The following is a 22,723-nucleotide window of genomic DNA, read 5'->3' on the forward strand; positions in this document are numbered from 1 at the left end:
ACTCCAGGGAATTCCCTGAACCGGCGCCCCGGGGACGGTCCGGCCTTGACCCGGCCGGTGCCGGTGCCGCACCGTCGTGTGCCGGGAAATCCGGGCCGGGTGACCTGCTTCCCCGTCCGGACGTGCGGCCTTTCCGCATCCCCGCTCCGCGCATCCCGCGCGCGGGCGGCGGCCGCCCCCGTTCCGATCCGGCCGGGCCTTCGCCGTCCGGGACATTACGGCTTGCCACGTGAGGGTTGTGCTATGTCACTCCAGGAGGACGGACGTCGACCGCTGTCGGGGGCCCAGGAGGGCCTCTGGTACGCCGGCCGGCTGGCACCGGACAGCGCCGCGTACAACACGGCGGAGGCGGTGGAGGTCCACGGGCCCCTCGACACCGGCCTGTTCGAGACCGCGCTGCGCCGCACCGTCGCCGAGGCCGACACCTTCGCCCTGCGTTTCACCGACACCGACGACGGCCCCGCCTGCCACCGCGCCCCGGACGCGGACGACTGGCCCCTGCACCGGGTCGACGTCAGCGACGCCGGCGACCCCGAGGCCGCCGCGTGGGCGCACGTCCGCGCGGAACTCGCCGCCCCCGCCGACCTGGACAAGGGCCCGCTGTTCTCGCACACCTTGCTGACCCTGGCCCCCGACCGGTTCCTCTGGCTGCTCCGCGCCCACCACATCCTGCTCGACGGCTACAGCTACAAGCTCCTCGGACGGCGCCTGGCCGAGACGTACAACGCGCTGGCCGAGGGCCGCGACCCGGAGCCCTGCCGGTTCGCCCCGGTGGCCGGGCTCCAGCAGCAGGAGGCGGCCTACCGGGCCTCCGAGGCGTACGTCCGCGACCGCGACCACTGGGCCGGACGGCTGGCCGGACTGCCCGAACCCGCCCGGCTCACCTCCCGCACCGCCGCCCCCGCCGCCCCCTTCCTGCGCCGCACCGCCGACCTGGCGCCCGAACGGGCCGGCGCCCTGACCGCCGCCGCCACCCGGCTCGGCGTCTCGCGCACCGACCTGCTGACCGCCGCCACCGCCGCCTACCTGCACCGGATGACCGGCGCCGGGGACCTGGTGCTCGGCCTGGCCACCATGAGCCGCCTCGGCAGCGCCGCCCTGCGCACCCCCGGCACCGCCTCCGACATCCTCCCGCTGCGGGTGGCCGCCGCCCCCGACACCACCGTCGCGGAGCTGACGCGAGCCGTCGCCGAGGAACTGAGGGCACTGCGCCGGCACCAGCGCTACCGGGGCGAGTTCCTCCGCCGCGACCTGGGCCTGCTCGGCACCGGGCGGCGCCTGTACGGGCCGGTGCTCAACATCGTCCCGTTCGACGAGTCCCTGGTCCTCGGCGGCCACCCCACCACCTGGCACCACCTGTCCGGCGGGGCGGTCGACGACCTCCAGATCTCGGTCCGGCCCGGCACCCGCCCCGGCGGGCTCTGGCTCGCCTTCGACGCCAACCCCGCCCTGTACGAGGAGGCCGAACTCGCCCTGCACCGCGACCGGTTCCTCGCCCTGCTGGACCGACTGGCCCAGGCCGCGCCGGACACCCCGCTGCGCGACCTGGACCTGCTGCTGCCGGGCGAGCACCCCTGCGACACCCCCGTCCGTACGTATCCCGTGCGGCGGACCCTCACCGAGCTGTTCGAGGAGCGGGCGGCGGCCGGACCCGAGCGGACCGCCGTCGTCTGCGGGGACCAGCGGCTCACCTACGCGGAACTCAACGCCGGCGCCAACCGGCTGGCCCGGCTGCTGACCGAACGCGGCGCCGGACCCGGCCGGGTGGTGGCGCTGGCCCTGGAGCGCGGGCCGCGGCTGCTGCCCGCCCTGCTCGCCGTCCTCAAGACCGGCGCGGCCTACCTGCCCCTGGACCCCGGCCACCCGGCCGAGCGGCTCCGGCTGGTCGTCGAGGACACGGCACCCGTGGTCCTGGTCGCCGAGGGCCCGCACCCGGCCGGGGACACGGTCCCCGTGGTCCGCCTGGACGACCCCGCCGTCACCGCGGACCTGGCCCGCCGCTGCGCCGCCGACCTGACCGACGCCGACCGGCACGGGCCGACGAGCCCGGCCGACACCGCGTACATCATCCACACCTCCGGCTCCACCGGCCGCCCCAAGGGCGTGCCCGTCCCGCACGCCAACGTGGTGCGGCTGTTCGAGGCCGCGGCCGGGCACTTCGGCTTCGGCGCCGACGACGTGTGGACGCTGTTCCACTCGTACGCCTTCGACTTCTCGGTGTGGGAGATCTGGGGCGCCCTGCTGCACGGCGGGCGGCTCGTCGTCGTCCCGTACGCGGTCAGCCGCTCGCCGGGGGAGTTCCTGGACCTGCTGCACCGGGAGGGCGTCACCGTCCTCAACCAGACCCCCTCGGCGTTCGAGCAGTTGATCGACGCCGACCGGGAGCGGGGCGGCGACAGCGGCGCGTTGCGGTACGTCGTCCTCGGCGGGGAGGCGCTGCGTCCGGCGCGCCTGCGGCCCTGGGCCGACCGGCACGGCCTGGACCGTCCGGCGCTGGTCAACATGTACGGCATCACCGAGACCACCGTCCACGTCACCCACCACCGCCTCACCCGGGCCGACCTGGACGACCCGCGCCGCGGCAGTGTCATCGGCACCCCGCTCGCCGACCTCAGGGTCCACCTGCTCGACGCCGGGGGCCGCCCGGTGCCGCCCGGCGCCACCGGCGAGATGTACGTCTCCGGCGCCGGGGTCGCGGGCGGCTACCTGAACCGGCCCGAGCTGACCGCCGAACGCTTCCTCGACGACCCCTTCGGCCCGCCCGGCACCCGCATGTACCGCTCGGGCGACCTGGCGCGGCGCCGCCCCGACGGCACCCTGGACTACCTGGGCCGGGCCGACGCGCAGGTGCAGCTCCGCGGCTTCCGCGTCGAGCCCGGCGAGATCGAGGCCGTCCTCGCCGCCCACCCCGGCGTCACCCGGGCCGCCGTCGTGGTCCGCCGCGCCGACCACGGCGCCCAGCAGCTCGTCGCCTACGCGGTGCCCTCCGGCGACCGCCCGGTCGACCCCGCCGAGCTGCGCGCCCACGCCGCCACCCACCTGCCCGAGCACATGGTCCCGGCCGCCTGCGTCCTGGTCGGCACCCTGCCGCTGACCGCCAACGGCAAGCTCGACACCGCCGCGCTGCCCGCCCCCGACTTCACCGCCGCCGCCTCCGGCACCCGCCCGGCCGACCGTCAACAGGCGTTGGTGTGCGGCCTGTTCGAGGACGTGCTCAAGCTGCCCCGGGACACCGTGGGCACCGACGCCAACTTCTTCGACCTGGGCGGCGACTCCCTGCTCGCCACCCGACTGCTGGCCGGGCTGCGGCACGCCACCGGCGCCGAGATCCCCATCACCGCCCTGTTCGAGACCCCCACCCCGGCCGCCCTCGCCCGGCGGCTCACCCTGCCCGGCACCACCGCCGCGCCGCGCCCGGCCCTCGGCCAGGCGGTACGCCCGGAACGGGTGCCGCTGTCCTTCGCACAGGAAGGCATGTGGTTCCTCGACCGGCTCGGCGAGGGCGCCGCCACCTACCACATCCCGCTCGTCGTCCCCCTGGACGCCGACGTCGACCCCGAGGCGCTCCAGGCGGCCCTCGGCGACCTGACCGACCGCCACGAGAGCCTGCGGACGGTCTTCGCCGAGCACGACGGCGTGCCCCACCAGCGCATCCTGCCGCCGGGACAGGCCCGCCCGCGCCTGCGCCGCGTGGACTGCCCGGCCACCGAGACCGCCGCCCACGTCACCGCCGCTCTGCGGCACCGCTTCGACCTCACCGCCGACCTCCCCCTCGCCGCCTGGCTGCTGGGCACCGGCACCGACCGGACCCTGCTGCTCGTGCTGCACCACAGCGCGGCCGACGGCTGGTCGCTGCGCCCCCTCGCCGACGACCTGAGCACCGCCTACGCCGCCCGCCGCGCCGGCCGCGCCCCCGAGTGGCCCCCGCTGCCCGTCCAGTACGCCGACTACGCCCTGTGGCAGCGGGCCCTGCTGGCCCCCGGACCGGACGGCCCCGGACGACTGGAGCGGCTGACCGAGCACTGGTGCACGGCGCTGGCCGGTCTGCCCGAGGAGTGCACCCTGCCCGGCGACCGGCCCCGGCCCGCCGCGCCGCGCGGCACCGGCGCACACGTGGAGACCGCCGTCGACGCCGCCCTGCACCGGGAGCTGCTGGGCCTGGCCGACCGGGAGGGCGCCAGCCTGTTCATGGTGCTGCACGCCGCCGTCGGCGCCCTGCTCACCCGCTGCGGCGCCGGCCAGGACATCGTCCTCGGCACCCCCGTCGCCGGCCGCACCGACCCCGCCCTGGACCCGCTGATCGGCCTGGTCACCAACACCGTGGTGGTGCGCGCCGACACCTCCGGCGACCCCGCCTTCCGCGACCTGCTCGCCCGGTCGCGCACCGCCGCCCTGGCCGCCCTGGACCACCAGGACCTGCCCTTCGACCGGCTCGTCGAGGTCCTCAACCCGCCCCGCAGGCCCGGCCGGCACCCCCTGTTCCAGGTCATGCTGGCCCTGCAGAACAACGAGCCCGCCGTGCTCCGGCTCGACGGCACCCGCACCCGGCTGCGGCCCACCGCCACCGGCACCGCCAAGTTCGACCTCTTCGTCGACGTCCTGGAACGGCACACCCCCGACGGCACCCCCGACGGCCTCACCCTGCACCTCGAGTACGCCACCGACCTGTACGACACCGCGACGGCCGAGGCGTTCGCCCACGCCCTGCGCGAGACCCTGCGCACGGTCAGCGCCGACCCCGGCACCCGGCTCGGGCGGCTCCCGGCCCTCCCCGCCCGGACCGCCGCCCCGGGCCCCGGCCCCGCCGCACTGGAGGACACCGCCCGGTCCGTGCCCGGCATCCGCGACGCCCACGCCCTGCCCGGCGCCGACGGCGGCACGCCCCGCCTGTACGTGGTGCCCGGCCGCGCGGACGCCGCCGAACGCGTCGAGGACGCGCTGCGCCGGGCCGGCCACGACACCGTCCGGGTCACCGCCGTCAACACCCTGCCCCGGCACGACGACGGCACCCTCGACACCGAGGCGCTGCGCGCCCTGCCCGCCGTCGACCGCGCCGCCGCCGACACCTGGCGGCGGACCCTGGCCCGCCTCCCCGGCGTCACCGCCGCCGAGGTGACCGCCGAGGACGCCCCCGGGGAGCTCGGCCGCCGCCACACCGGCCTGCCCGGCCGCGCGCCCGCACCCGCCGCCCCGGCCGCCGGCCGCGCCGGCCGCGCCTCGGCCGTCCCCGCGCTCAGCGAGGGCCCCGCCCTGGCCGAACCGTCCGTGCCGGACTGGGCGACGGCCCTGCGCCGCGCCGCCGAACGGGACCAGGGCGACATCGTCCACGTACACGCCGACGGCAGCGAGCACCGGCGCGACTACGCCTCGCTGATCGCGGAGGCGTCCCGGGTGCTGGCCGGGCTGCGCCGGGCCGGACTGCGCCCCGGCGACCAGGTGATCCTCCAGTGCGACGCCACCGAGGACTTCCTCGCCGTGCTGTGGGGCTGCGTCCTCGGCGGCTTCGTCGCCGTCCCGCTGACCGTCCCCGCCTCCTACGACACCCCCTCCGCGGCGCTGACCAAGCTGGAGGGCATCTGGCGGATGCTGGGCCGCCCCTGGGTCGTGTGCTCCGCGCCCCTGGCGGCCGGGCTGCGCGGTCTGGCCGCCCGCCAGGACGGACCCGCGATGCGGCTGACCACCGCCGACGACCTGCGCGAGGCACCCGAGGACCAGGACTGGCACCCCGCCCGGCCCGACGACCTCCTGCTGCTGCTGATGACCTCCGGCAGCACCGGCCTGCCCAAGGCGGTGCGGCTCACCCACCGCAACGTGCTGACCCGCTCCGCCGCCACCGAGCAGATGAACGGCCTCGGCCCGGCCGACGTCTCCCTCAACTGGATCCCGCTCGACCACGTCACCGGCGTGGTGATGTTCCACCTGCGGGACGTCTACCTGGGCTGCCGCCAGATCCACGCCCCCACCTCGTACGTCCTGCAGGACCCGCTGCGCTGGATGGACCTCGCCGACCGCCACCGGGTCACCGTCACCTGGGCGCCCAACTTCGCCTTCGGGCTGCTCGCCGAGGAGTCCCACCGGTTCACCGGCCGGATGTGGGACCTGTCGCCGATGCGGCTGGTGATGAACGCCGGCGAGGTCGTCGTGGCCTCCGCCGCCCGCCGGTTCCTGCACGCCCTGGAGCCGTACGGCCTGCCGCAGGACGTGATGCACCCCGGCTGGGGCATGTCCGAGACCTGCTCGGTGGTCACCGACGCCGTGCTGCCCGCCGCCCCCGCCCCCGACGAGGGCACGTTCGTGAGCTGCGGCCTGCCCTACCCCGGGTTCGCCATGCGGATCGTCGACGAGCAAGGCGCCCTCCTCACCGAGGGCGAGGCGGGCCGCTTCCAGGTCCGCGGCACCTCCGTCACCGGCGGCTACCACGACAACCCGGCGGCCAACGCCGAGGCGTTCACCGAGGACGGCTGGTTCGACACCGGCGACCTGGCGTTCCTGCGCGACGGCGAGCTGTACATCACCGGCCGCGCCAAGGACGTCATCATCGTCAACGGCGTCAACCACTACAGTCACGAGATCGAGGCGTGCGTCGAGGAACTGCCCTGCGTGGAACGGAGCTTCACCGCCGCCGTCGCGGTCCGCACCGACCCCGCCTCGCCCACCGACGAACTCGCCCTCTTCGTCCACCTCGGCCCCGAGGTCACCGCCGACGCCCTGCGCGAGATCGCCGGCAAGGTCACCCGGGAGATCGGCGTCAGCCCCGCCTTCCTCGTCCCCGTCGAACGGGACGCGATCCCCAAGACCGAGATCGGCAAGATCCAGCGCACCAAGCTGCGCAAGGGCTTCGAGGCCGGCGCCTTCGACGAGGAGGTGCGCCGCGCCCAAGTGCTGCTGGGCACCGCCGCCACCGTGCCCGACTGGTTCCTCCGCCCGGTCTGGCAGCGCGCACATCGGCCCCGCGCCGCGTCCCTGCCCGGCCGGCACACCCTCGTCCTCACCGGCGGCGACCCCCGCGGCCGGCGGCTCGCCGACCGGCTCGCCGACGCGCTGCGGGCCGACGGCGGCCGGTGCACGGTGGTCACCGACGGAACCCCGTACACCCGGACCGACGCCGCCCGCTACCGGCTCCGCACCGGCGAGGAGACCGAACTCGCCGAGCTGCTGCGGCGGTTGGACGACGACCAGCGGCCGGTCGACGCCGTCGTCCGCCTCGCCTCACCGCACGGCACCGACGCCCCGGACGACGACACGGACACGCTCGGCCTGCTCGCCCTGGCCCGCGCCCTCACCGCCCGGCCGGGCACACCCCGACCGACCGACCTGCTGTACGTGACGGCCGGCGCCCAGGCGGTACGCCCCGGCGACCGTCCGCACCCCGCGCACGCCATGGCGGGCGCCCTGCTCAAGTCGCTGGCGGAGGAGTCCGGCCACCTGCGCGGCCGGCACCTCGACCTCGACCCGGACGACGCCGACCCGCTGCCCGTCCTGCTGGCCGAGGCGGCCGCCCGCTCCGACGACGCCGACGTGGCCTACCGCGACGGGCACCGGCACGTACGCCGCCTCGCACCGCTGCCCGACACACCGCCCCGCGCCGCCACCCCCGCACCCGACGGATTCACCCTGATCACCGGCGGACTGGGCGGTGTCGGCACCGAACTGGCGGCCCATCTGCTGCGCACCCCCGGCACCAAACTGCTCATCACCGGCCGCACCCCGGCCGAGGTCCCGCCGCACCTGCGCGAGCTGGGCGAGGTCCGCTACGCCCGCGCCGACGTCACCGACGAACACCAGGTACGGGCCGCGATCGACGCGGCCGGCCGGGCCTGGGGCGTGCCCCTGACCTCCGTACTGCACCTGGCCGGCACCCTCGTCGAACGCCCCGTCGCCGACCTCGACACCGCCACCTGGCAGCGGGCGCTCGCCGCGAAGGCGCGCGGCGCGTGGACGCTGCACCGCGTCACCGCCGACCACCCCGTCACCTCCTTCGTCACCTTCTCCTCGGTCAACGGCTACTTCGGCGGTGCCATGAACGCCGCCTACGCCGCCGCCAACGCCTTCCTGGACGCCCTCGCCGGGTACCGCCGCGCCCTCGGCCTGCCCGCGCAGTCGCTGGCCTGGAGCATGTGGCGGGAACGGGGCATGAGCCGCGGCTACCGGTTCACGGCGCTCACCGAGGCCCGCGGCTACCGGCTGCTCGACCTCCCCGCCGCGCTGCGCTCCTTCGACCTCGCCCGGGCCCTGGACGCACCGCACCTGCTGATCGGCGCGGACCGCGGCGCCCCCTGGGTGCGCAGCCACGTGACCGCGCCGGTCCGCCAGGTGCGCCGGCTCGCCGCCCGCGTCGGCCTGGAGGACGGCGCCGACCTCGGCGCCCTGTACCGCGCGGCGGCCGACGGGGCCCGCGCGGCCGGGCTGCCCGACGAGGGCTGGACGCTGCGCTCGGCCGGGACCGGCACGCCCCGCGACCGGGCGGACGGCGAGCGGGACCCGCGGGAGCTGGAGGCCCGGCTCGCCGAGGTGTGGTGCGGTGTCCTGGGCCGGGACCGGGTGGACCGGGACGAGAACTTCTTCGACCTGGGCGGCAACTCGCTGCTGCTGGTGACCGCCCAGTCCGCCGTCAACCGCGCGTTCGGCACCGACCTGTCGGTGGTCGACCTGTTCGCCCACCCCACCGTGCGGGACCTGGCCCGCCACCTGGCGGCCCTCGGCGCCGCCCCGGTGGCGGACGCCGGCCGGCCGGCACCGGGGGAGTCCGGCGGCCTGGACCGCGCCAAGGAACAAGCACAGCGCCGGCGCGCGGCCCGCGCCCGCCGCACCGCCCGGCACGGGAAGGACCGAGGCCATGCCTGACGACACCGGCATCGACACCTACACGGACACCGGCATCGACACCGACGCGAGTGCGCCGTACGACGAGGACCTCCCCGCCGTCGCCGTGATCGGCATGGCGGGGCGGTTCCCCGGCGCCGACGACCTGGACGCCTTCTGGGAGAACATCGCGGCCGGCCGGGAGTCGGTGCGCCCCGTCTCCGACGAGGAGTTCCTCGCCGCCGGCGGCGACCCCCGCGACCTCGACGACCCCACCCTCGTCCGCATGGCGTCGGTGGTGGAGGGCATCGACCGCTTCGACTCCGGGTTCTTCGGCTACACCCCCGCCGAGGCCGCCGTGGTCGACCCGCAGCAGCGGCTGCTCCTGGAGACCGCCTACCACGCCCTGGAGGACGCCGGCTGCCTCGGCGGGGACCGTACGGGCGAGGCGTTCGGCGTGTACGCGGGCGCCGGCGACAGCCGCTACTACCCGGCCCACGTGTACCCCCGCTACGCCGGGCAGCCCGGCTCGGTCGAACTCGTGCACGCGGCCACCGCCAACTCCCTGGGCACCCTCGCCACCCGGGTCTCCTACGAACTGGGCCTGACCGGGCCGAGCGTGTCGCTGCAGACCGCCTGCTCCACCGCGCTGGTCGCCGTGCACACCGCCTGCCAGGACCTGCTCGACCACCGCTGCGACACCGCGCTGGCCGCCGCCGTCTCCCTCAACCCCTCGGCCGCGCTGGGCTACCGGCACGTCCCCGACGGCCCGTTCTCGCCCGACGGGCACTGCCGGGCCTTCGCCGCGGACGCGGCCGGCACCGCCTCCGGCGACGGTGTGGGAGCCGTCGTCCTCAAGCGCCTGGAGGACGCCCTGGCCGACGGCGACCGGATCCGGGCCGTCATCCGGGGCAGCGCCGTCAACAACGACGGCCGCCGCAAGGTCGGCTTCAGCGCGCCCAGCGCCGCCGGGCAGACCGAGGTCGTGCTCGCTGCGCAGGCCCAGGCCGAGGTCGACGCCGGCACCATCGGCCTGGTCGAGGCGCACGGCACCGCCACCAAGCTCGGCGACCCCATCGAAGTGGCCGCGCTCTCCGAGGCGTTCCGGCAGAGCACCGGGCGGCGCGGCTTCTGCGCCCTGGGCTCGGTGAAGACCAACATCGGCCACCTCGGCGCGGCCGCCGGCATCGCCGGCCTGATCAAGGCGGTGCTCGCCCTGGAACACCGGAAGATCCCGCCGAGCCTGCACTTCGACCGGCCCAACCCGCTCATCGACTTCGCCTCCGGACCCTTCCGGGTGCCCACGGAACTGGAGGACTGGCCCGCGGGCGAGCACCCCCGCCGGGCCGCCGTCAGCGCCCTCGGCATCGGCGGCACCAACGCCCACGTCGTCCTGGAGGAGGCCCCGCCCGCCGCCCCCGCCGCGCCCCGGCCGCCCCAGACCGGGCGCCGCCTGGTGCTGCCGCTGTCCGCGCGGACCGCCGGTGCCCTGCGCGGCCAGGCCGAGGCCCTCGCCCGCCACCTCGAACGCCGGCCCGACCTGCGCCTGGACGACATCGCGCACTCCCTGCGCACCGACCGGCCCGCGCTGCGCCACCGCCTCGCCGTCACCGCCGCCACCCGCGAGGAGGCCCTCGACGCGCTGCGCACCGCCGCGCCGGTCACCCCGCCGCTGTCCGACGAGCCCGCCCGGGTGGCCTTCCTGCTGCCGGGCGGCGGCACCCAGTACCCCGGCATGGGCGCCGGGCTGTACCGCGAGCACACCGTCTACCGGGACACCGTCGACGAGTGCGCCCGCATCCTGCGGCCCGCGCTCGGCGCCGATGTGCGCACCGCCCTCTTCGAGGACCCGCGGCCCGACGACACCGCCGCGTTCCTCGGCCTGGTCGTCACCCAGTACGCCCTGGCCCGCACCCTCATCGAGCAGGGCGTCCGCCCGGACGCGCTGATCGGCCACTCCCTGGGCGAGTACACGGCGGCCTGCCTGGCCGGGGTGATCGACCTGGCCGACATGCTGCCCCTGGTCACCGAGCGCATCCGGCTGATCCGCTCGGCCGGCGGCGCCACGGTCGGCGTGGCCGCCCCCGCCGGGGAGATCAGGCCGCTGCTGGACGACGAGCTGTCCCTGGCCGCCGACAACGGCCCGAACGCCTGCACGGTCGCCGGGCACCCCGCCGCCGTCGACCGCTTCGAGGCCGAACTCACCCGCCGGGGCGTGCCGTTCCGCAGGCTGCGCATCCCGGCCGCCGCCCACTCCCACGTCCTCGACCCGGTCCTGCCCGCCTTCGAGGCCCACCTGAGCCGGGTCGCGCTGCGCCCGCCGCGCGTCCCGTACGTCACCAACGTCACCGGCACCTGGGTCACCGACGACCGCGCCACCTCCGTACGGCACTGGCTCGACCACACCCGGAACACCGTGCGGTTCGCCGACGGCATCACCGCCCTGTGGGACCGGCTGCGCCCCGTGCTGGTCGAGATCGGGCCCGGCGACACCCTGACCAAGCTCGCCGCCGCCGGGCTCGGCGACGCGGCGCCCGTCACGGTGACCACCATGCGGCACGCCAAGGCCGAGGCGTCCGACGGCTTCGTCCTCGCCGAGGCGCTGGGCCGCCTGTGGAGCGCGGGCGTCGACACCGCCCTCCCACCGGTCCCGGGCACCCCCCGCCGCGCCCCGCTCCCGCCGTACGCCTTCGAACGGCACCGGCACTGGATCGACGCCCCCGGCGCCCGTACCGACCCCGCCGCCCCCGACACCCCGGCCGCCGCCGAACCCGCCGCGGACCTCGCCCCCCGGCCCCGGCTCACCACCGAGCACGTACCGCCGCGCTCCCCGCGCGAGGCGGCCGTCGCCCGACTGTGGGAGGAGACCCTCGGCATCGGCGGCATCGGTGTGCACGACAACTTCTTCGACCTCGGCGGCGACTCGATGCGGGCCGTGCTGCTGGCCGGGCGCCTGCGCCGGGCCGGGGTCCTGGACATTCCGGCGGCGGAGCTGATGGCCGCGCCCACGGTCGCCGGGATCCTCGCCGCGTCCGAGGAGCGGGACCGGGACGCGTCCGGGGCCGCCCCCACCGCGCTCGGCCCGCTGCTGCCGCTGCGCGCCGAGGGCACCGCCCCGCCCCTGTTCTGCCTGCACCCCGGCGCGGGCGTCTCCTGGCGGTACACCGGCCTGCTGCCCCACCTCGGCGGCGACCAGCCCGTCTACGGCATCCAGGCGGCCGGCCTCGACGGCACCCGGCCGCCCGCCGCCGACGCCGCCGCCATGGTCGGCGAATACCTGGAGCTGGTGCGCGAGGTGCGGCCGCACGGCCCGTACCGGCTGCTGGGCTGGTCCTACGGCGGTTTCGTCGCGCACGCCATGGCCTGCGCCCTGCAGGACAGCGGCGAGCGCGTCGAACTCCTGGCCATGCTCGACGCCCCGCAGCCGCACGGCACCGCCTACCACCCCGACGCGGCCGAACGCCAGGTCGCGGCCCTGCTGGCACGGGTGGCCGGCCTCCCCGCCGGGGCCGGGGCGGTGCCGCCGGACGTCGACACCGTGCTCGACCGCATCGGTGCCGCCGTGGCCGCCGACCCGGCCGGTGTGCCCGTCACCCGCGCCGAGGCGGCCGCCATCGCCGCCGTCATGCGCAACAACCTGCGCATCGCCCCGCAGTTCACGCCCCGCGTCTACCACGGGGACGTGCTGTTCTTCAGCGCCCGGGAGGAGCCCGCCGGGGGCCCGGCGGACCTGGCGGTGCTGCCCGGCAAGGCCGACAGTTGGCGGCCCTGGGTCGACGGCACCCTCCACGACCACCAGGTGCCCTGCGGCCACTACGAGATGACCGAGCCCGAGCCGATCGCCCGGATCGGCGAGACGGTGGCCAAGGCACTGCGCGCGCTCACCGGCTGAGACCGGGGTGATTCACACCGGGCCGCGGGGGTACCCGCGGCCCGGTACGACGCACGCGCAACGCCGGGAGGTATCCCATGGGCAAGCTGGGTGACATGGCCGCCAAGGCCAAGGCGATGGCGAAGGGCCATCCCGACCAGGCCGACAAGGGCGTCGCCGGCGCCGAACGAGCGGTCGACCAGCGGACGGGCGGCAAGTACGACGCCCAGACCGACAAGGCCGCCGACGCGGTGCGCCGCTCCTACCGGGACGGCGGCCCGACGCGGCACTGACGACCGCGGCACACACGTTCGCCGCCCCCGGTGCACGGCACCGGGGGCGGCGAACGCGCGTTCGCTTCAGGTCACACCCGCAGCGACTTCTTGAGGATCTTCCCGGCGGGGTTGCGCGGCACCCGCTCGATGAACTCCACCCGCCGCGGGCGCTTGTACGGCGCGAGCAGCCCCGCCACGTGCGCCAGCAGCTCCCCGGCGCCCGGGTCCGCGCCCGGCTCCAGGGCGACGTACGCCAGCGGCACCTCGCCGTAGTCCTCGTCGGGCATGCCGACCACCGCGGCGTCCCGTACCGCCGGGTGGGTCAGCAGGGCGCGCTCGATCTCCGAGGGGTAGACGTTCTGCCCGGCGCGGATGATGACGTCCTTGGTGCGGTCCACCAGGCTGATCCGGCCCTCGTCGTCCACGAACCCCAGGTCACCGGTCTTGATCCAGCCGTCGAGGGTGATCTCGCGGGTGGCCTCCGGGTCGTTCCAGTACCCCTGCATGACACCGGGCCCGCGCACCACGATCTCGCCGATCTCGCCGCGCGGCAGCTCCCGGCCGTCCCCGTCCACCGCGCGGGCCGACATGCCCGGCACGACCCGGCCGCAGGGGATGCGGGCGGTGACGTCCCCGGGGGCGGGGTGCTCGTCGGGGCCGAGGGTGACGAACGGGCCGCCGACCTCGGTCATGCCGTACACCTGCCGGAAACCGCAGGCGAGCCGCCGTACCGCGTCGGCGTACACGTCGAGCGGCATCGGAGCGGCGCCGTAGAGGATCTCCCGAAGGGAGGACAGGTCGGTGCGGTGGGACGCCTTGGCCTGGAGCATGAAGCGCAGCATCTGCGGCACCAGCCACATGTGGGTGGCGCGGTGCCGTTCCACCGCGGCGAGCGCCCGCTGCGGGGTGAAGCCGGGCATCAGCACCACGGTGGCGCCGGCCGCCAGGTACGTCAGGGACACCACCATGCTGCCGTGGTACAGCGGGCAGCAGTTGACCATGACGATGTCGTCGGTGGGCCGGGCCATCACCAGCCAGCCCAGGGCGATGGCCCGGAACGAGCCGCTGTCGACGGTGACCCCCTTGGCCCGCCCGGTGGTCGCCGAGGTGTGCAGGACGGCGATGGGGTCGGTGTCGGCCACCCGCGGCAGCTCCCGCTCGGCGGCCAGGGTGCCCAGCGCCTCGAAGGCGGGCTTGTCCAGCGCCATCCTGATCCGTACCGACGCGGGCAGTTCGGTGTGCCGGTCCAGCAGCTCGGACTCGCCGAGGACGGCCACCGCGCCGACGCGTTCGACGATCCCGGCCACCTCGGGCACGGCCAGGCTGTGGTTCAGCGGCACGAACAGGGCGCCGAGCCGGGCGAGCGCGAAGTAGGTCTCCAGCACCTCGATGCGGTCCTTGGCCAGCACGGCCACCCGGTCACCCCGCTCGATCCCCAACTCCGCCAGCCCGTAGGCCAGTTGCAGCGTGCGGTCGTGGAACTCGGCCCAGGTGACACTGCGCTCCTCGTCCACCAGCGCGGTCCGGTCGGGCCAGCACTGGCGGTTGCGCTCCAGCAGTTGGGTCAGCCACATCACACACCGCCGGTGGCACCGGCGACCGAGTGCCGGGCCACGAAACGCTCGTAGTCGGCGATCGTGTGCAGCTCCGCCATGTCCTCCGGCGCGATCTCCACACCGAGCCGCTGCTCGATCAGCAGGACGAGACGCACCAGGTCCCCGGAGTCGATGCCGCTGGCGGCCAGGTCGGTGTCGTCGTCGACGGCGTCCGCGTACTCGGCGGTGCCGGTGAGTTCGACCAGCAACTCCCTGATGGTGCTCATGGTTTCCCCTTTCGCCTCGGCGTGCCGGCCGCCGTGCGGTACTCGACTGTCACCCCCACAAGAGGCGGCGGCGGCCGGTGCCACTCCCGCCCCCGGCCCGTGAGCTTTGTCACGCGCCCCGGCCGCGCGCGGCGGGGATAGCCGGGGCCCGTGCCCGGCCTCTTACCGCAACGAAGACACCCGCTCCGCCCGGGACCACCCCGGGCGGAACCCAGCCGAAGGAGTGATGCGAGTGCCCAGGCAGCCGGTACCGGTGCGGGCCGCCGCGCACGCGGCGCACCCGGGCGGTGTCGCGTGAGCGCGCCGACCGCCACCGCCACCGTCACCGCCGCTCCCGCCGTCCCCGCCGCCACGGACCGGTCCGCGGACCAGGACGGACCGCTCGCGCACTTCGAGGCGCTCATCGCCGCCGGCGAGACCGTCGAACCGCGGGACTGGATGCCCGACGGATACCGCCGCATGATGATCCGTCAGATCGCCCAGCACGCCCACTCGGAGATCATCGGCATGCAGCCGGAGGGCGCCTGGCTCACCCGCGCCCCCTCCCTGCACCGCAAGTCGGTCCTGCTCGCCAAGGTGCAGGACGAGGCGGGCCACGGCCTGTACCTGTACTCCGCCGCCGAGACCCTGGGCGTGGACCGCGCCGACCTGCTCGACGCCCTGCACCGGGGACAGCAGCGCGCCTCGGCCACCTTCAACCACCCCGCGCTGACCTGGGCCGACACCGGTGCCATCGCCTGGCTGACGGACGGCGCCGCCGTCATCAACCAGGCCCCCCTGTGCCGCACCTCCTACGGGCCCTACGCCCGCGCGATGCGCCGGGTCTGCCAGGAGGAGGCGTTCCACGTCCGGCAGGGCTACGACCTGATGCGCGCCCTGTGCCAGGGCACACCGGAGCAGAAGGCGATGGCGCAGGACGCGGTGGACCGCTGGTGGCTGCCGGCCGTGGCGCTGATGTTCGGGCCGCCCGACACCGAGGCGGGCGGCGCCGACGCCCGGACGGCCGCCCTCGGCGCCGCGGTCTCCCGCCGCGCCATCGCCTGGGGCATCAAGCACCACACCAACGACGAACTGCGCCAGCGCTTCGTCGACACCTGCGTCCCGCAGGCCGAACGCCTCGGCCTGACCCTGCCCGACCCGGCGATCCGCTGGAACGAGGAGCGCGGCCACTACGACTTCACCCCGGTCGACTGGGACACCTACCGCGAGGCGCTGGGCGACGGCACCCACTGGGCGCGGCAGCGCCTCGCGCACCGCAGGGCCGCGCACGAGGACGGCGCCTGGGTACGGGAGGCGGCCGCCGCCTGCGCCACGGCGGGAGAGACCACATGAGCCGCGAGCGGGAGGGCGCGCCGGCGTCCTGGGAGGTGTTCCTGCGGGCCCGCCGGGGCCTGGCCCACCAGCACGTCGGCTCGGTACGGGCGGTCGGCCCGGACGCGGCGCTGGCCGCCGCCCGCGACCTCTACACCCGCCGCGGCGACCCGCTGTCGCTGTGGGTGGTCCGCTCCGACGCCGTGCACGCGGCCTCCCCGGACGAGCACGACCCGTACTTCGCGGGCGCCCGCCACAAGCCGTACCGGTACCCCGAGCACTTCGCCCCCCTGACCGAGGAAGGCCCCGAAGGTGACCACCACCCGTGACGCCCCGGCGCGGCCCGCGACCGGCACCGACCTGGCGCTGCACCTGCTGCGCCTCGGTGACGACGCCCTCGTCCTCGGCCAGCGGCTGTGCGAGTGGATCACCCGTGCGCCGACCGTCGACGAGGACCTGGCGCTGTCCAACATCGCCCTGGACCTGATCGGGCACGCCCGGGTCCTGCTCACCCGCGCCGGACGACTGGACGGCACCGGCCGCACCGAGGACGACCTCGCCTACACCCGCTCGGAGCGCGAGTTCACCAACGCCCTGCTGACCGAACTCCCGGGCGGCGACTTCGCGCAGACGGTGGCCCGGCAGCTCGTGTACACCCACTACGCGGTCCTGTACTACGAGGCGCTGGCGGGCTGCGCCGACCCCGAACTGGCCGCCTTCGGCGCCCGCGCCGCCAAGGAGACCGCCTTCCACCGGCTGCACGCCGACCGCTGGACCGTCACCCTCGGCCGCGGCACCGCCGAGAGCGCCCGCCGGATGCGGCGGGGCCTGGAACGCGTGTGGCCGTACGCCGGTGAACTCTTCGAGGAGGACGACGTGGTACGGCGACTGGCCGCCGCCGGCACGGTGCCCTCGCCCGCGCCGCTGCGCGCGGAGTGGGACCGGCGCGTCACCGACGTCGTCACCCGCGCCGGGCTGACCGTCCCCACGCCGTCCTGGTCGGCGCGGGGCGGCCGGGCCGGGCTGCACACCGAGGAGTTCGGGCCGCTGATCGCCGAACTGCAGTCGGTGCGCCGTCAGTTCCCCGGAGGCACCTGGTGACCGCGCCGGCCCCGGCCCCGGCCGGTGAGGTGCGCGAGCGGGTGGCCGCGCTCCCGGACCCGGAACTGCCGGTGATCACCCTGGGCGACCTCGGCGTGGTGGGCCCGGTCGCCCCCGGCGCCGACGGCGTCCTGGAGGTCGAGATCACGCCCACCTACCTGGGCTGCCCCGCGCTGCCCGAGATCACCGCCGCGGTACGGGAGGTCCTGGCCGCCTGCGGCCACCCCGACGGCCGGGTGCGGCAGGTCCTCTCCCCGCCCTGGACGACGGACCGGGTCACCCCCGAGGGGCGGCGCAAGCTCGCCGCGCACGGCATCGCCCCGCCCGTCTCCCCGGCCCCCGGCGGCCCGGTCCCGGTCCCGCTGGGCGGGGTGCCCTGCCCGCACTGCGGTTCGCGGGCCACCCGCCCGCACAGTGTCTTCGGACCGTCCCGCTGCCAGTCGGTGCTGTGGTGCACGGCCTGCCGCGAACCCTTCCCCCACCTGACCGCCCTGTGAGGCAGACCGTGCACACCACCGACAGCCACCCCGGGCGCACCACCACGGCCACCGCCGGGGACCCGCCCGGCCGCACCGCGGGCACCGCCACCGCCGGGGACCCGCCAGGCCGTACCGCGAGCACCGCCACCGCCACTGCCGGGGATCCGCCCGGCCGCACTGCCGGCACCGGCCGCACCGCGAGCACCGCCCCCGCCGGGAACCCGCCCCGCCGCACCGCGTGGCACCGGCTGCGGGTCACCGACGTGGGCCACCTGACCGCCGACACCGTGGCCGTCACCCTGGACGTGCCCGCCTCGCTGCGCGAGGTCTTCGCCCACCGGCCGGGCCAGCACGTCGTCGTCCGGCACCGCCGCGCGGGCGGCGAGCTGCGCCGCAGTTACTCGGTCTGCCCGCCGCCGCGCGACCCCGGGGCGCTGCGCCTGGTGATCCGGCGGGGCGGCCCCGACGGCTTCGGCGCCCACGCCACCACCCGGCTCGCCGCCGGTGACGCGCTCGAACTCTCCTCGCCCACCGGCACGTTCGCCCTGCCGGAGCTGCCCGGTGGCCACCACGTCCTGCTCGCGGGCGGCTCCGGCATCACCCCGCTGGCGACGATGGCCGCCCACGCCCTGCGCCGGGACCCGGCCTGCCGGGTCTCCCTCGTCCACTCCGTCCGCACCGCCGCCGACGCCCTGCTCGCCGACGAACTGGCCGAGCTGAAGGACGCGTTCACCGACCGGTTCACCGTCCTGTACGTCCTCACCCGCGAGGACCGGGGCCCGGGCACCCCCGGCGGCCGGATCGACGCGGACCGGCTGTCCCGGCTGCTCGCCGCGGTGGACGCCCGCCCCGGCCCGGACACCGCGTTCGCCCTGTGCGGCCCGCCCGGCCTGGTCGACACCGCGCGGCGGGTCCTCGACCGGCGGGGAGCCGACCCGGCGCTGGTCCGCTGGGAGCTGTTCACCGCGCCCGGGACGCCCCCGCCCCCGGCGCGGACGCCCGACCCGGCTCCCGGCGCCGGGGAGACCCGGGTCACCGCCGTCCTGGACGGGCGCCGCCGCCTCGCCACCGTCCGGCCGCAGGACCCGGCGATCCTCGACGCGCTGCTGCGCGCCCACCCCGACGTGCCGTACGCCTGCCGCGAGGGCGTGTGCGGAAGCTGCCGCGCGAAGGTCCTGTCGGGACAGGTGACGGCCGACCGCGAACACGCCCTGGACGCCCGCGACCGCGCCGCCGGCTACACCCTCACCTGCCGCGCCCGGCCGCGCACCCCCGACCTCACCCTCGACTTCGACACCTGACCCGCGCCCGCACCCCGCCCCGCATCCCCGCGCACCGAAGGAGCAGCACGTTGACCACCCCCACCCCCCGCCACGAGGGCCGGACCGCCCTGGTCACCGGAGGCAGCCGGGGCATCGGCAGAGCCGTCAGCCGCCGTCTCGCCCGCGAGGGCGCCCTGGTGGCGGTGCACTACGGCCACGACGAGACGGCCGCCGAGCGGACCGTCAAGGAGATCGAGGCCGACGGCGGCCGGGCCTTCCCCGTGCACGCCGAACTCGGGGTGCCCGGCGACGCCGACACCCTCTGGGCGGCCTTCGACCGGGCCCTGGCCGAGCGGGGCGCCGAACCCGGCGTGGACATCCTCGTCAACAACGCCGGCATCACCGTCCCGCGCCGTATCGACGCCGTCACCGAGGCCGACTACGACCGGGTGTTCGCCATCAACACCAAGGCGCCGTTCTTCATCGTCCAGCGCGGCCTGAACCGGCTGCGGGACGGCGGCCGGATCGTCAACATCTCCTCGGTGGTGACCCGCATGGCCTACCCGCACCTCGTGTCGTACGCGATGACCAAGGCCGCCCTCGACCACCTCACCCTGACCCTCGCCCAGGAGCTGGGCCCCCGGGGCATCACCGTCAACGCCGTCGCGCCCGGCTACACCGAGACGGAGATCAACCCCACGCTCGCCGTCCCGGAGATCCGCCGCCGGTACTCCGAGGCGTCCGTGTTCGGCCGGCTCGGCGACCCGGCGGACATCGCCGACGCCGTCTCCTTCCTGGCGAGCGACGACGCCCGCTGGGTGACCGGCCAGTGGCTCGACGCCTCCGGCGGCGCCCACCTCGGTGTGTGACCCGCAGGCACCCCTAGGAGTTGCGATGAACGACAGCACGACCGCGCTCGCGGACGACTCCCTGACCCGGCCCTTCGCGGGCGTCAGCCCCTACGACACCTATGTGCGCGCCTCGGTCCTCAACTCGCTCCAGCACCCGCTCACCGAGGCCCCGGACGAGATGGGCTTCCTCGTCACCACCCAGGTGATGGAGCTGTGGTTCACCCTCATCGTGCACGAGTGGCGCGCGGCCCGGGTGGCCCTGGCCAAGGACGACCTGGACGCCGCCCTGGACGCGCTGACCCGCAGCCGCCGGGCGCTGACCGCGCTGGGCGCCGCCTGGGCACCGATCGCCGCGCTGACCCCGGCCCAGTTCAACGGCTTCCGGGCCGCGTTCGGCCAGGCGTCGGGGTTCCAGTCGGCGATGTACCGGCACATGGAGTTCCTCCTCGGCGACAAGTCCGCCGCGATGCTGCGCGCCCACCGCGGCGACCCGGCCGTCCACGAGGCGCTCGGCGAGACCTACCGCGAACCCTCCCTCTACGACGAGGTGCTGGCCTACCTGCACCGGCGGGACCTGCCCGTCCCGCGCCACGTCCTGGAGCGGGACATGACGAGCCCGTACACCTCCGACCCCGGGGTGGTGCGGGTGTGGCGGCAGGTCTACGCCGGGCCGCCGCACCACCCCCACCTCACGCTCGGCGAACTCCTCACCGACATCGCCGAACTCGTCACCCGCTGGCGGTTCGAGCACGTCCTGGTGGTGCGCCGGGCCATGGGCGCCAAGCCGGGCAGCGCCGGCTCGGCGGGACTGGCCTGGCTGGAGCGGCGCGCGGCCCGCCCGGTCTTCCCCGAACTGTGGGAGGTGCGCGGTGACCTCTAGGACCATCTCCGCCTTCGCGGCCGAGGAGGAACGCCGGGTGCTGAGCCTGAAACCGGTCCTCGCCCCGGTGCACGGCCGCTACGGCGACCACCCCCACCAGACGTACGACGCCTGGCCGTCCGAGGACCCCGGCGCCCCGCTGGTCGTCCTGCTGCACGGCGGCTACTGGCGCTACGACCGGATGCACCTGACCCCCTTCGCGGCCTACCTCTCCCGGCAGGGCTTCGACGTGCTGCTGCCCGGCTTCCGCCGCTCCGGCGGCGCGGGCGGCTACCCCGAGACCTTCGACGACATCGCCCGGATCGTGGACACCCTGCCCCAGGGCCGCCCGTACGTCCTGGCCGGTCACTGCTCGGGCGGGCACCTGGCGCTGTGGTGCGCGGCCCGGGGCCTGCTGCCCCCCGGCTCGCGCTGGCACACCCGGACCCTGCCGACCAGCGTGCTCGCCCTCGCGCCGATCACCGACCTCACCGCCACCCGCCGGGACGGCCTCAGCGACGGGGCCGCCCTGCAACTCCTCGGCGGCGAGGCGGAGTTCGAGCGGCGGCTGCCCGAGGTCGACCCGATGACGCTGCTGCGCGCGGCCGGCACCACCGGGGTGCCCACCGTGCTGCTGCACGGCGCCGCCGACGAGGAGGTCCCGCTCAGCCAGTTCACCGACTACGCGGCCGTCCACCACGACCTGCGCACGGTCGTGCTGCCCGGCACCGGCCACTACACCCTCATCGAACCCGGAGCGCCCGGCGCCCGCGCGGTCGCGGACACCCTCCGGGACCTGGCCGCCGCGTTCCCCCACCGAGCGGGCGAGGAGGCCGCACCCCGATGACCACCGCCCCGGCCGCCCCCACCGCCCCGGCCGCCCTGCGCGAACGGGCCGCCCGGCTCGACGCGGACGACCCCCTGGCCGCCCTGCGCGACCGCTTCCTGCTCCCGCCGGACACCGTCTACCTCGACGGCAACTCCCTCGGCCCGCTGCCCGCCGCCGTGCCCCCCGTCGTACGGGACGTGCTGACCCGCCAGTGGGGCACCGACCTGATCGCCTCCTGGCACACCAACGGCTGGTGGGAGGCGCCCCTGCGGGTGGGCGACGCCATCGGCGCGCTCATCGGGGCCGCGCCCGGCCAGACGGTCGCGGGCGACTCCACCAGCGTGCAGCTCTTCACCGCGCTCGACGCCGCCGCCGCGCTCCGCCCCGGCCGGACGCTGCTGGTCACCGACCCGGAGCACTTCCCCACCGACCGCTATCTGGCGGAGGCGGTGGCCCGCCGCCGGGGCCTGGACGTCCGCCGGGTGCCCCCGGCCGCGCTGCCCGGGTTCCTGGACGCCGAGGGCCACCGGGTCGCCGTGGTCAGCTACTCGCCCGTCGACTTCCGCACCGGCGAGCTGTACGACATGCGGGCGCTGACCCGGGCCGCCCACCAGGCCGGTGCGCTCGCGCTGTGGGACCTGTGCCACGCGGCCGGTGCCCTGCCCCTGGACGTCGACTCCCTCGGCGTCGACCTGGCCGTCGGCTGCGGCTACAAGTTCCTCTCCGGCGGCCCCGGCGCCCCCGCCTACCTGTACGTGGCCCGGCGCCACCACGCCGGGCTGGAGACGCCGCTGCCCGGCTGGACCGGCCACGCCGACCCCTTCGCCATGGCCCCCCAGTACACACCGGCCCCGGGTGTCGCCCGCGCCCGCGTCGGCACCCCGGCGATCCTGTCCCTGCTCGCCCTGGAGGCCGCCCTCACCGCGTTCGACGGCGTCGACCTCACCGAGGTCCGCGCCAAGAGCCTCTCCCTGACCGGGTTCTTCCTGCGCTGCGCGGAGGAGCTGCTGGCCCCGCTCGGCTTCACCGCCGTCACCCCGGCCGACCCGGGCCGCCGCGGCAGCCAGGTCAGCCTGCGCCATCCCGGCGCCCGGGCACTGACCGCCGCCCTCGCGGAGCACGGGGTGATCGCCGACATGCGCGTACCCGACCTGCTGCGCTTCGGCGTCAACGCCCTCTACACCACCCACCAGGAGCTGCTGACCGCCGTCCTGCGCCTGCGGGACGTCGCCCGCGCCCGGGGCGCCGACGGCTCCTGACG

Annotated in this window: 14 protein-coding genes; 12 read left to right on the plus strand and 2 right to left on the minus strand. The window is 76.3% G+C overall.

Annotation, left to right across the window (positions count from 1 at the left end; all coding sequences use genetic code 11):
- Nucleotides 1-243 precede the first annotated feature (243 nt).
- The 3 genes from IE316_RS13920 to IE316_RS13930 all read left to right on the plus strand — a co-directional run bounded on the left by IE316_RS13920 (nucleotide 244) and on the right by IE316_RS13930 (nucleotide 12,966).
- On the plus strand, nucleotides 244-8,844 hold the full coding sequence (locus IE316_RS13920; protein WP_190204584.1) for a non-ribosomal peptide synthetase: 8,601 nt from the start codon (nucleotides 244-246) through the stop codon (nucleotides 8,842-8,844).
- Nucleotides 8,837-12,694, plus strand: coding sequence for a type I polyketide synthase (locus IE316_RS13925; RefSeq protein ID WP_190204585.1), 3,858 nt, complete (start codon nucleotides 8,837-8,839; stop codon nucleotides 12,692-12,694). Before IE316_RS13920 ends, IE316_RS13925 begins: the two co-directional genes overlap by 8 nt.
- A 77-nt stretch (nucleotides 12,695-12,771) precedes the next feature.
- Nucleotides 12,772-12,966, plus strand: coding sequence for an antitoxin (locus IE316_RS13930; protein ID WP_190204586.1), 195 nt, complete (start codon nucleotides 12,772-12,774; stop codon nucleotides 12,964-12,966).
- Between the two features lie 71 nt (nucleotides 12,967-13,037).
- Here the strand turns inward: IE316_RS13930 and IE316_RS13935 are convergent, their stop codons facing one another.
- Complete coding sequence (locus IE316_RS13935; RefSeq protein WP_190204656.1) at nucleotides 13,038-14,522, minus strand: class I adenylate-forming enzyme family protein; 1,485 nt, start codon at nucleotides 14,520-14,522, stop codon at nucleotides 13,038-13,040.
- Nucleotides 14,522-14,770: an acyl carrier protein gene (locus IE316_RS13940; protein WP_190204587.1), complete on the minus strand. Its 249-nt coding sequence runs from the start codon at nucleotides 14,768-14,770 to the stop codon at nucleotides 14,522-14,524. Before IE316_RS13940 ends, IE316_RS13935 begins: the two co-directional genes overlap by 1 nt.
- Nucleotides 14,771-15,172: 402 nt before the next feature.
- Here IE316_RS13940 and paaA point away from each other — a divergent pair, with 402 nt between their 5' ends.
- From paaA to IE316_RS13985, 9 genes are read left to right on the plus strand one after another with little or no spacing between them, the layout of a single operon-like run.
- Complete coding sequence (paaA, locus tag IE316_RS13945) at nucleotides 15,173-16,102, plus strand: 1,2-phenylacetyl-CoA epoxidase subunit PaaA (RefSeq protein ID WP_373311179.1); 930 nt, start codon at nucleotides 15,173-15,175, stop codon at nucleotides 16,100-16,102.
- Nucleotides 16,099-16,410 carry a 1,2-phenylacetyl-CoA epoxidase subunit B gene (locus tag IE316_RS13950; protein ID WP_190204589.1) on the plus strand — a complete coding sequence of 104 codons (312 nt, stop codon included), beginning with the start codon at nucleotides 16,099-16,101 and terminating at the stop codon, nucleotides 16,408-16,410. Before paaA ends, IE316_RS13950 begins: the two co-directional genes overlap by 4 nt.
- Entirely contained in the window at nucleotides 16,394-17,182 is a 789-nt protein-coding gene (gene paaC / locus IE316_RS13955) for a 1,2-phenylacetyl-CoA epoxidase subunit PaaC (protein ID WP_190204590.1), read from the plus strand. Before IE316_RS13950 ends, paaC begins: the two co-directional genes overlap by 17 nt.
- On the plus strand, nucleotides 17,179-17,679 hold the full coding sequence (gene paaD / locus IE316_RS13960; RefSeq protein ID WP_229910384.1) for a 1,2-phenylacetyl-CoA epoxidase subunit PaaD: 501 nt from the start codon (nucleotides 17,179-17,181) through the stop codon (nucleotides 17,677-17,679). Before paaC ends, paaD begins: the two co-directional genes overlap by 4 nt.
- Nucleotides 17,680-17,687: 8 nt before the next feature.
- Nucleotides 17,688-18,962 carry a 2Fe-2S iron-sulfur cluster-binding protein gene (locus IE316_RS13965; protein WP_229910385.1) on the plus strand — a complete coding sequence of 425 codons (1,275 nt, stop codon included), beginning with the start codon at nucleotides 17,688-17,690 and terminating at the stop codon, nucleotides 18,960-18,962.
- Nucleotides 18,963-19,012: 50 nt separating this feature from the next.
- Nucleotides 19,013-19,792, plus strand: a complete 780-nt coding sequence (locus IE316_RS13970; protein ID WP_190204591.1) for an SDR family oxidoreductase — start codon at nucleotides 19,013-19,015, stop codon at nucleotides 19,790-19,792.
- A 25-nt stretch (nucleotides 19,793-19,817) separates the two neighbouring features.
- On the plus strand, nucleotides 19,818-20,654 hold the full coding sequence (locus IE316_RS13975) for a tryptophan 2,3-dioxygenase (RefSeq protein ID WP_190204592.1): 837 nt from the start codon (nucleotides 19,818-19,820) through the stop codon (nucleotides 20,652-20,654).
- Entirely contained in the window at nucleotides 20,644-21,480 is an 837-nt protein-coding gene (locus tag IE316_RS13980) for an alpha/beta hydrolase family protein (RefSeq protein WP_190204593.1), read from the plus strand. Before IE316_RS13975 ends, IE316_RS13980 begins: the two co-directional genes overlap by 11 nt.
- On the plus strand, nucleotides 21,477-22,721 hold the full coding sequence (locus IE316_RS13985) for a kynureninase (protein ID WP_190204594.1): 1,245 nt from the start codon (nucleotides 21,477-21,479) through the stop codon (nucleotides 22,719-22,721). The genes IE316_RS13980 and IE316_RS13985 overlap by 4 nt, the downstream gene beginning before the upstream one ends.
- Nucleotides 22,722-22,723: the final 2 nt, after the last annotated feature.

It is taken from the genome of Streptomyces fumanus (genome assembly GCF_014655295.1).
Lineage (GTDB): Bacteria > Actinomycetota > Actinomycetes > Streptomycetales > Streptomycetaceae > Streptomyces > Streptomyces fumanus.

Excerpts from the sequence above, each read along its gene's own strand:
- IE316_RS13925 (WP_190204585.1), top strand. The coding sequence starts at position 8,837 with ATGCCTGACGACACCGGCATCGACACCTACACGGACACCGGCATCGAC.
- IE316_RS13975 (WP_190204592.1), top strand. The coding sequence starts at position 19,818 with ATGAACGACAGCACGACCGCGCTCGCGGACGACTCCCTGACCCGGCCC.
- IE316_RS13920 (WP_190204584.1), top strand. The coding sequence starts at position 244 with ATGTCACTCCAGGAGGACGGACGTCGACCGCTGTCGGGGGCCCAGGAG.
- IE316_RS13985 (WP_190204594.1), top strand. The coding sequence starts at position 21,477 with ATGACCACCGCCCCGGCCGCCCCCACCGCCCCGGCCGCCCTGCGCGAA.
- IE316_RS13940 (WP_190204587.1), bottom strand. The coding sequence starts at position 14,770 with ATGAGCACCATCAGGGAGTTGCTGGTCGAACTCACCGGCACCGCCGAG.
- IE316_RS13950 (WP_190204589.1), top strand. The coding sequence starts at position 16,099 with ATGAGCCGCGAGCGGGAGGGCGCGCCGGCGTCCTGGGAGGTGTTCCTG.
- IE316_RS13935 (WP_190204656.1), bottom strand. The coding sequence starts at position 14,522 with ATGTGGCTGACCCAACTGCTGGAGCGCAACCGCCAGTGCTGGCCCGAC.
- IE316_RS13930 (WP_190204586.1), top strand. The coding sequence starts at position 12,772 with ATGGGCAAGCTGGGTGACATGGCCGCCAAGGCCAAGGCGATGGCGAAG.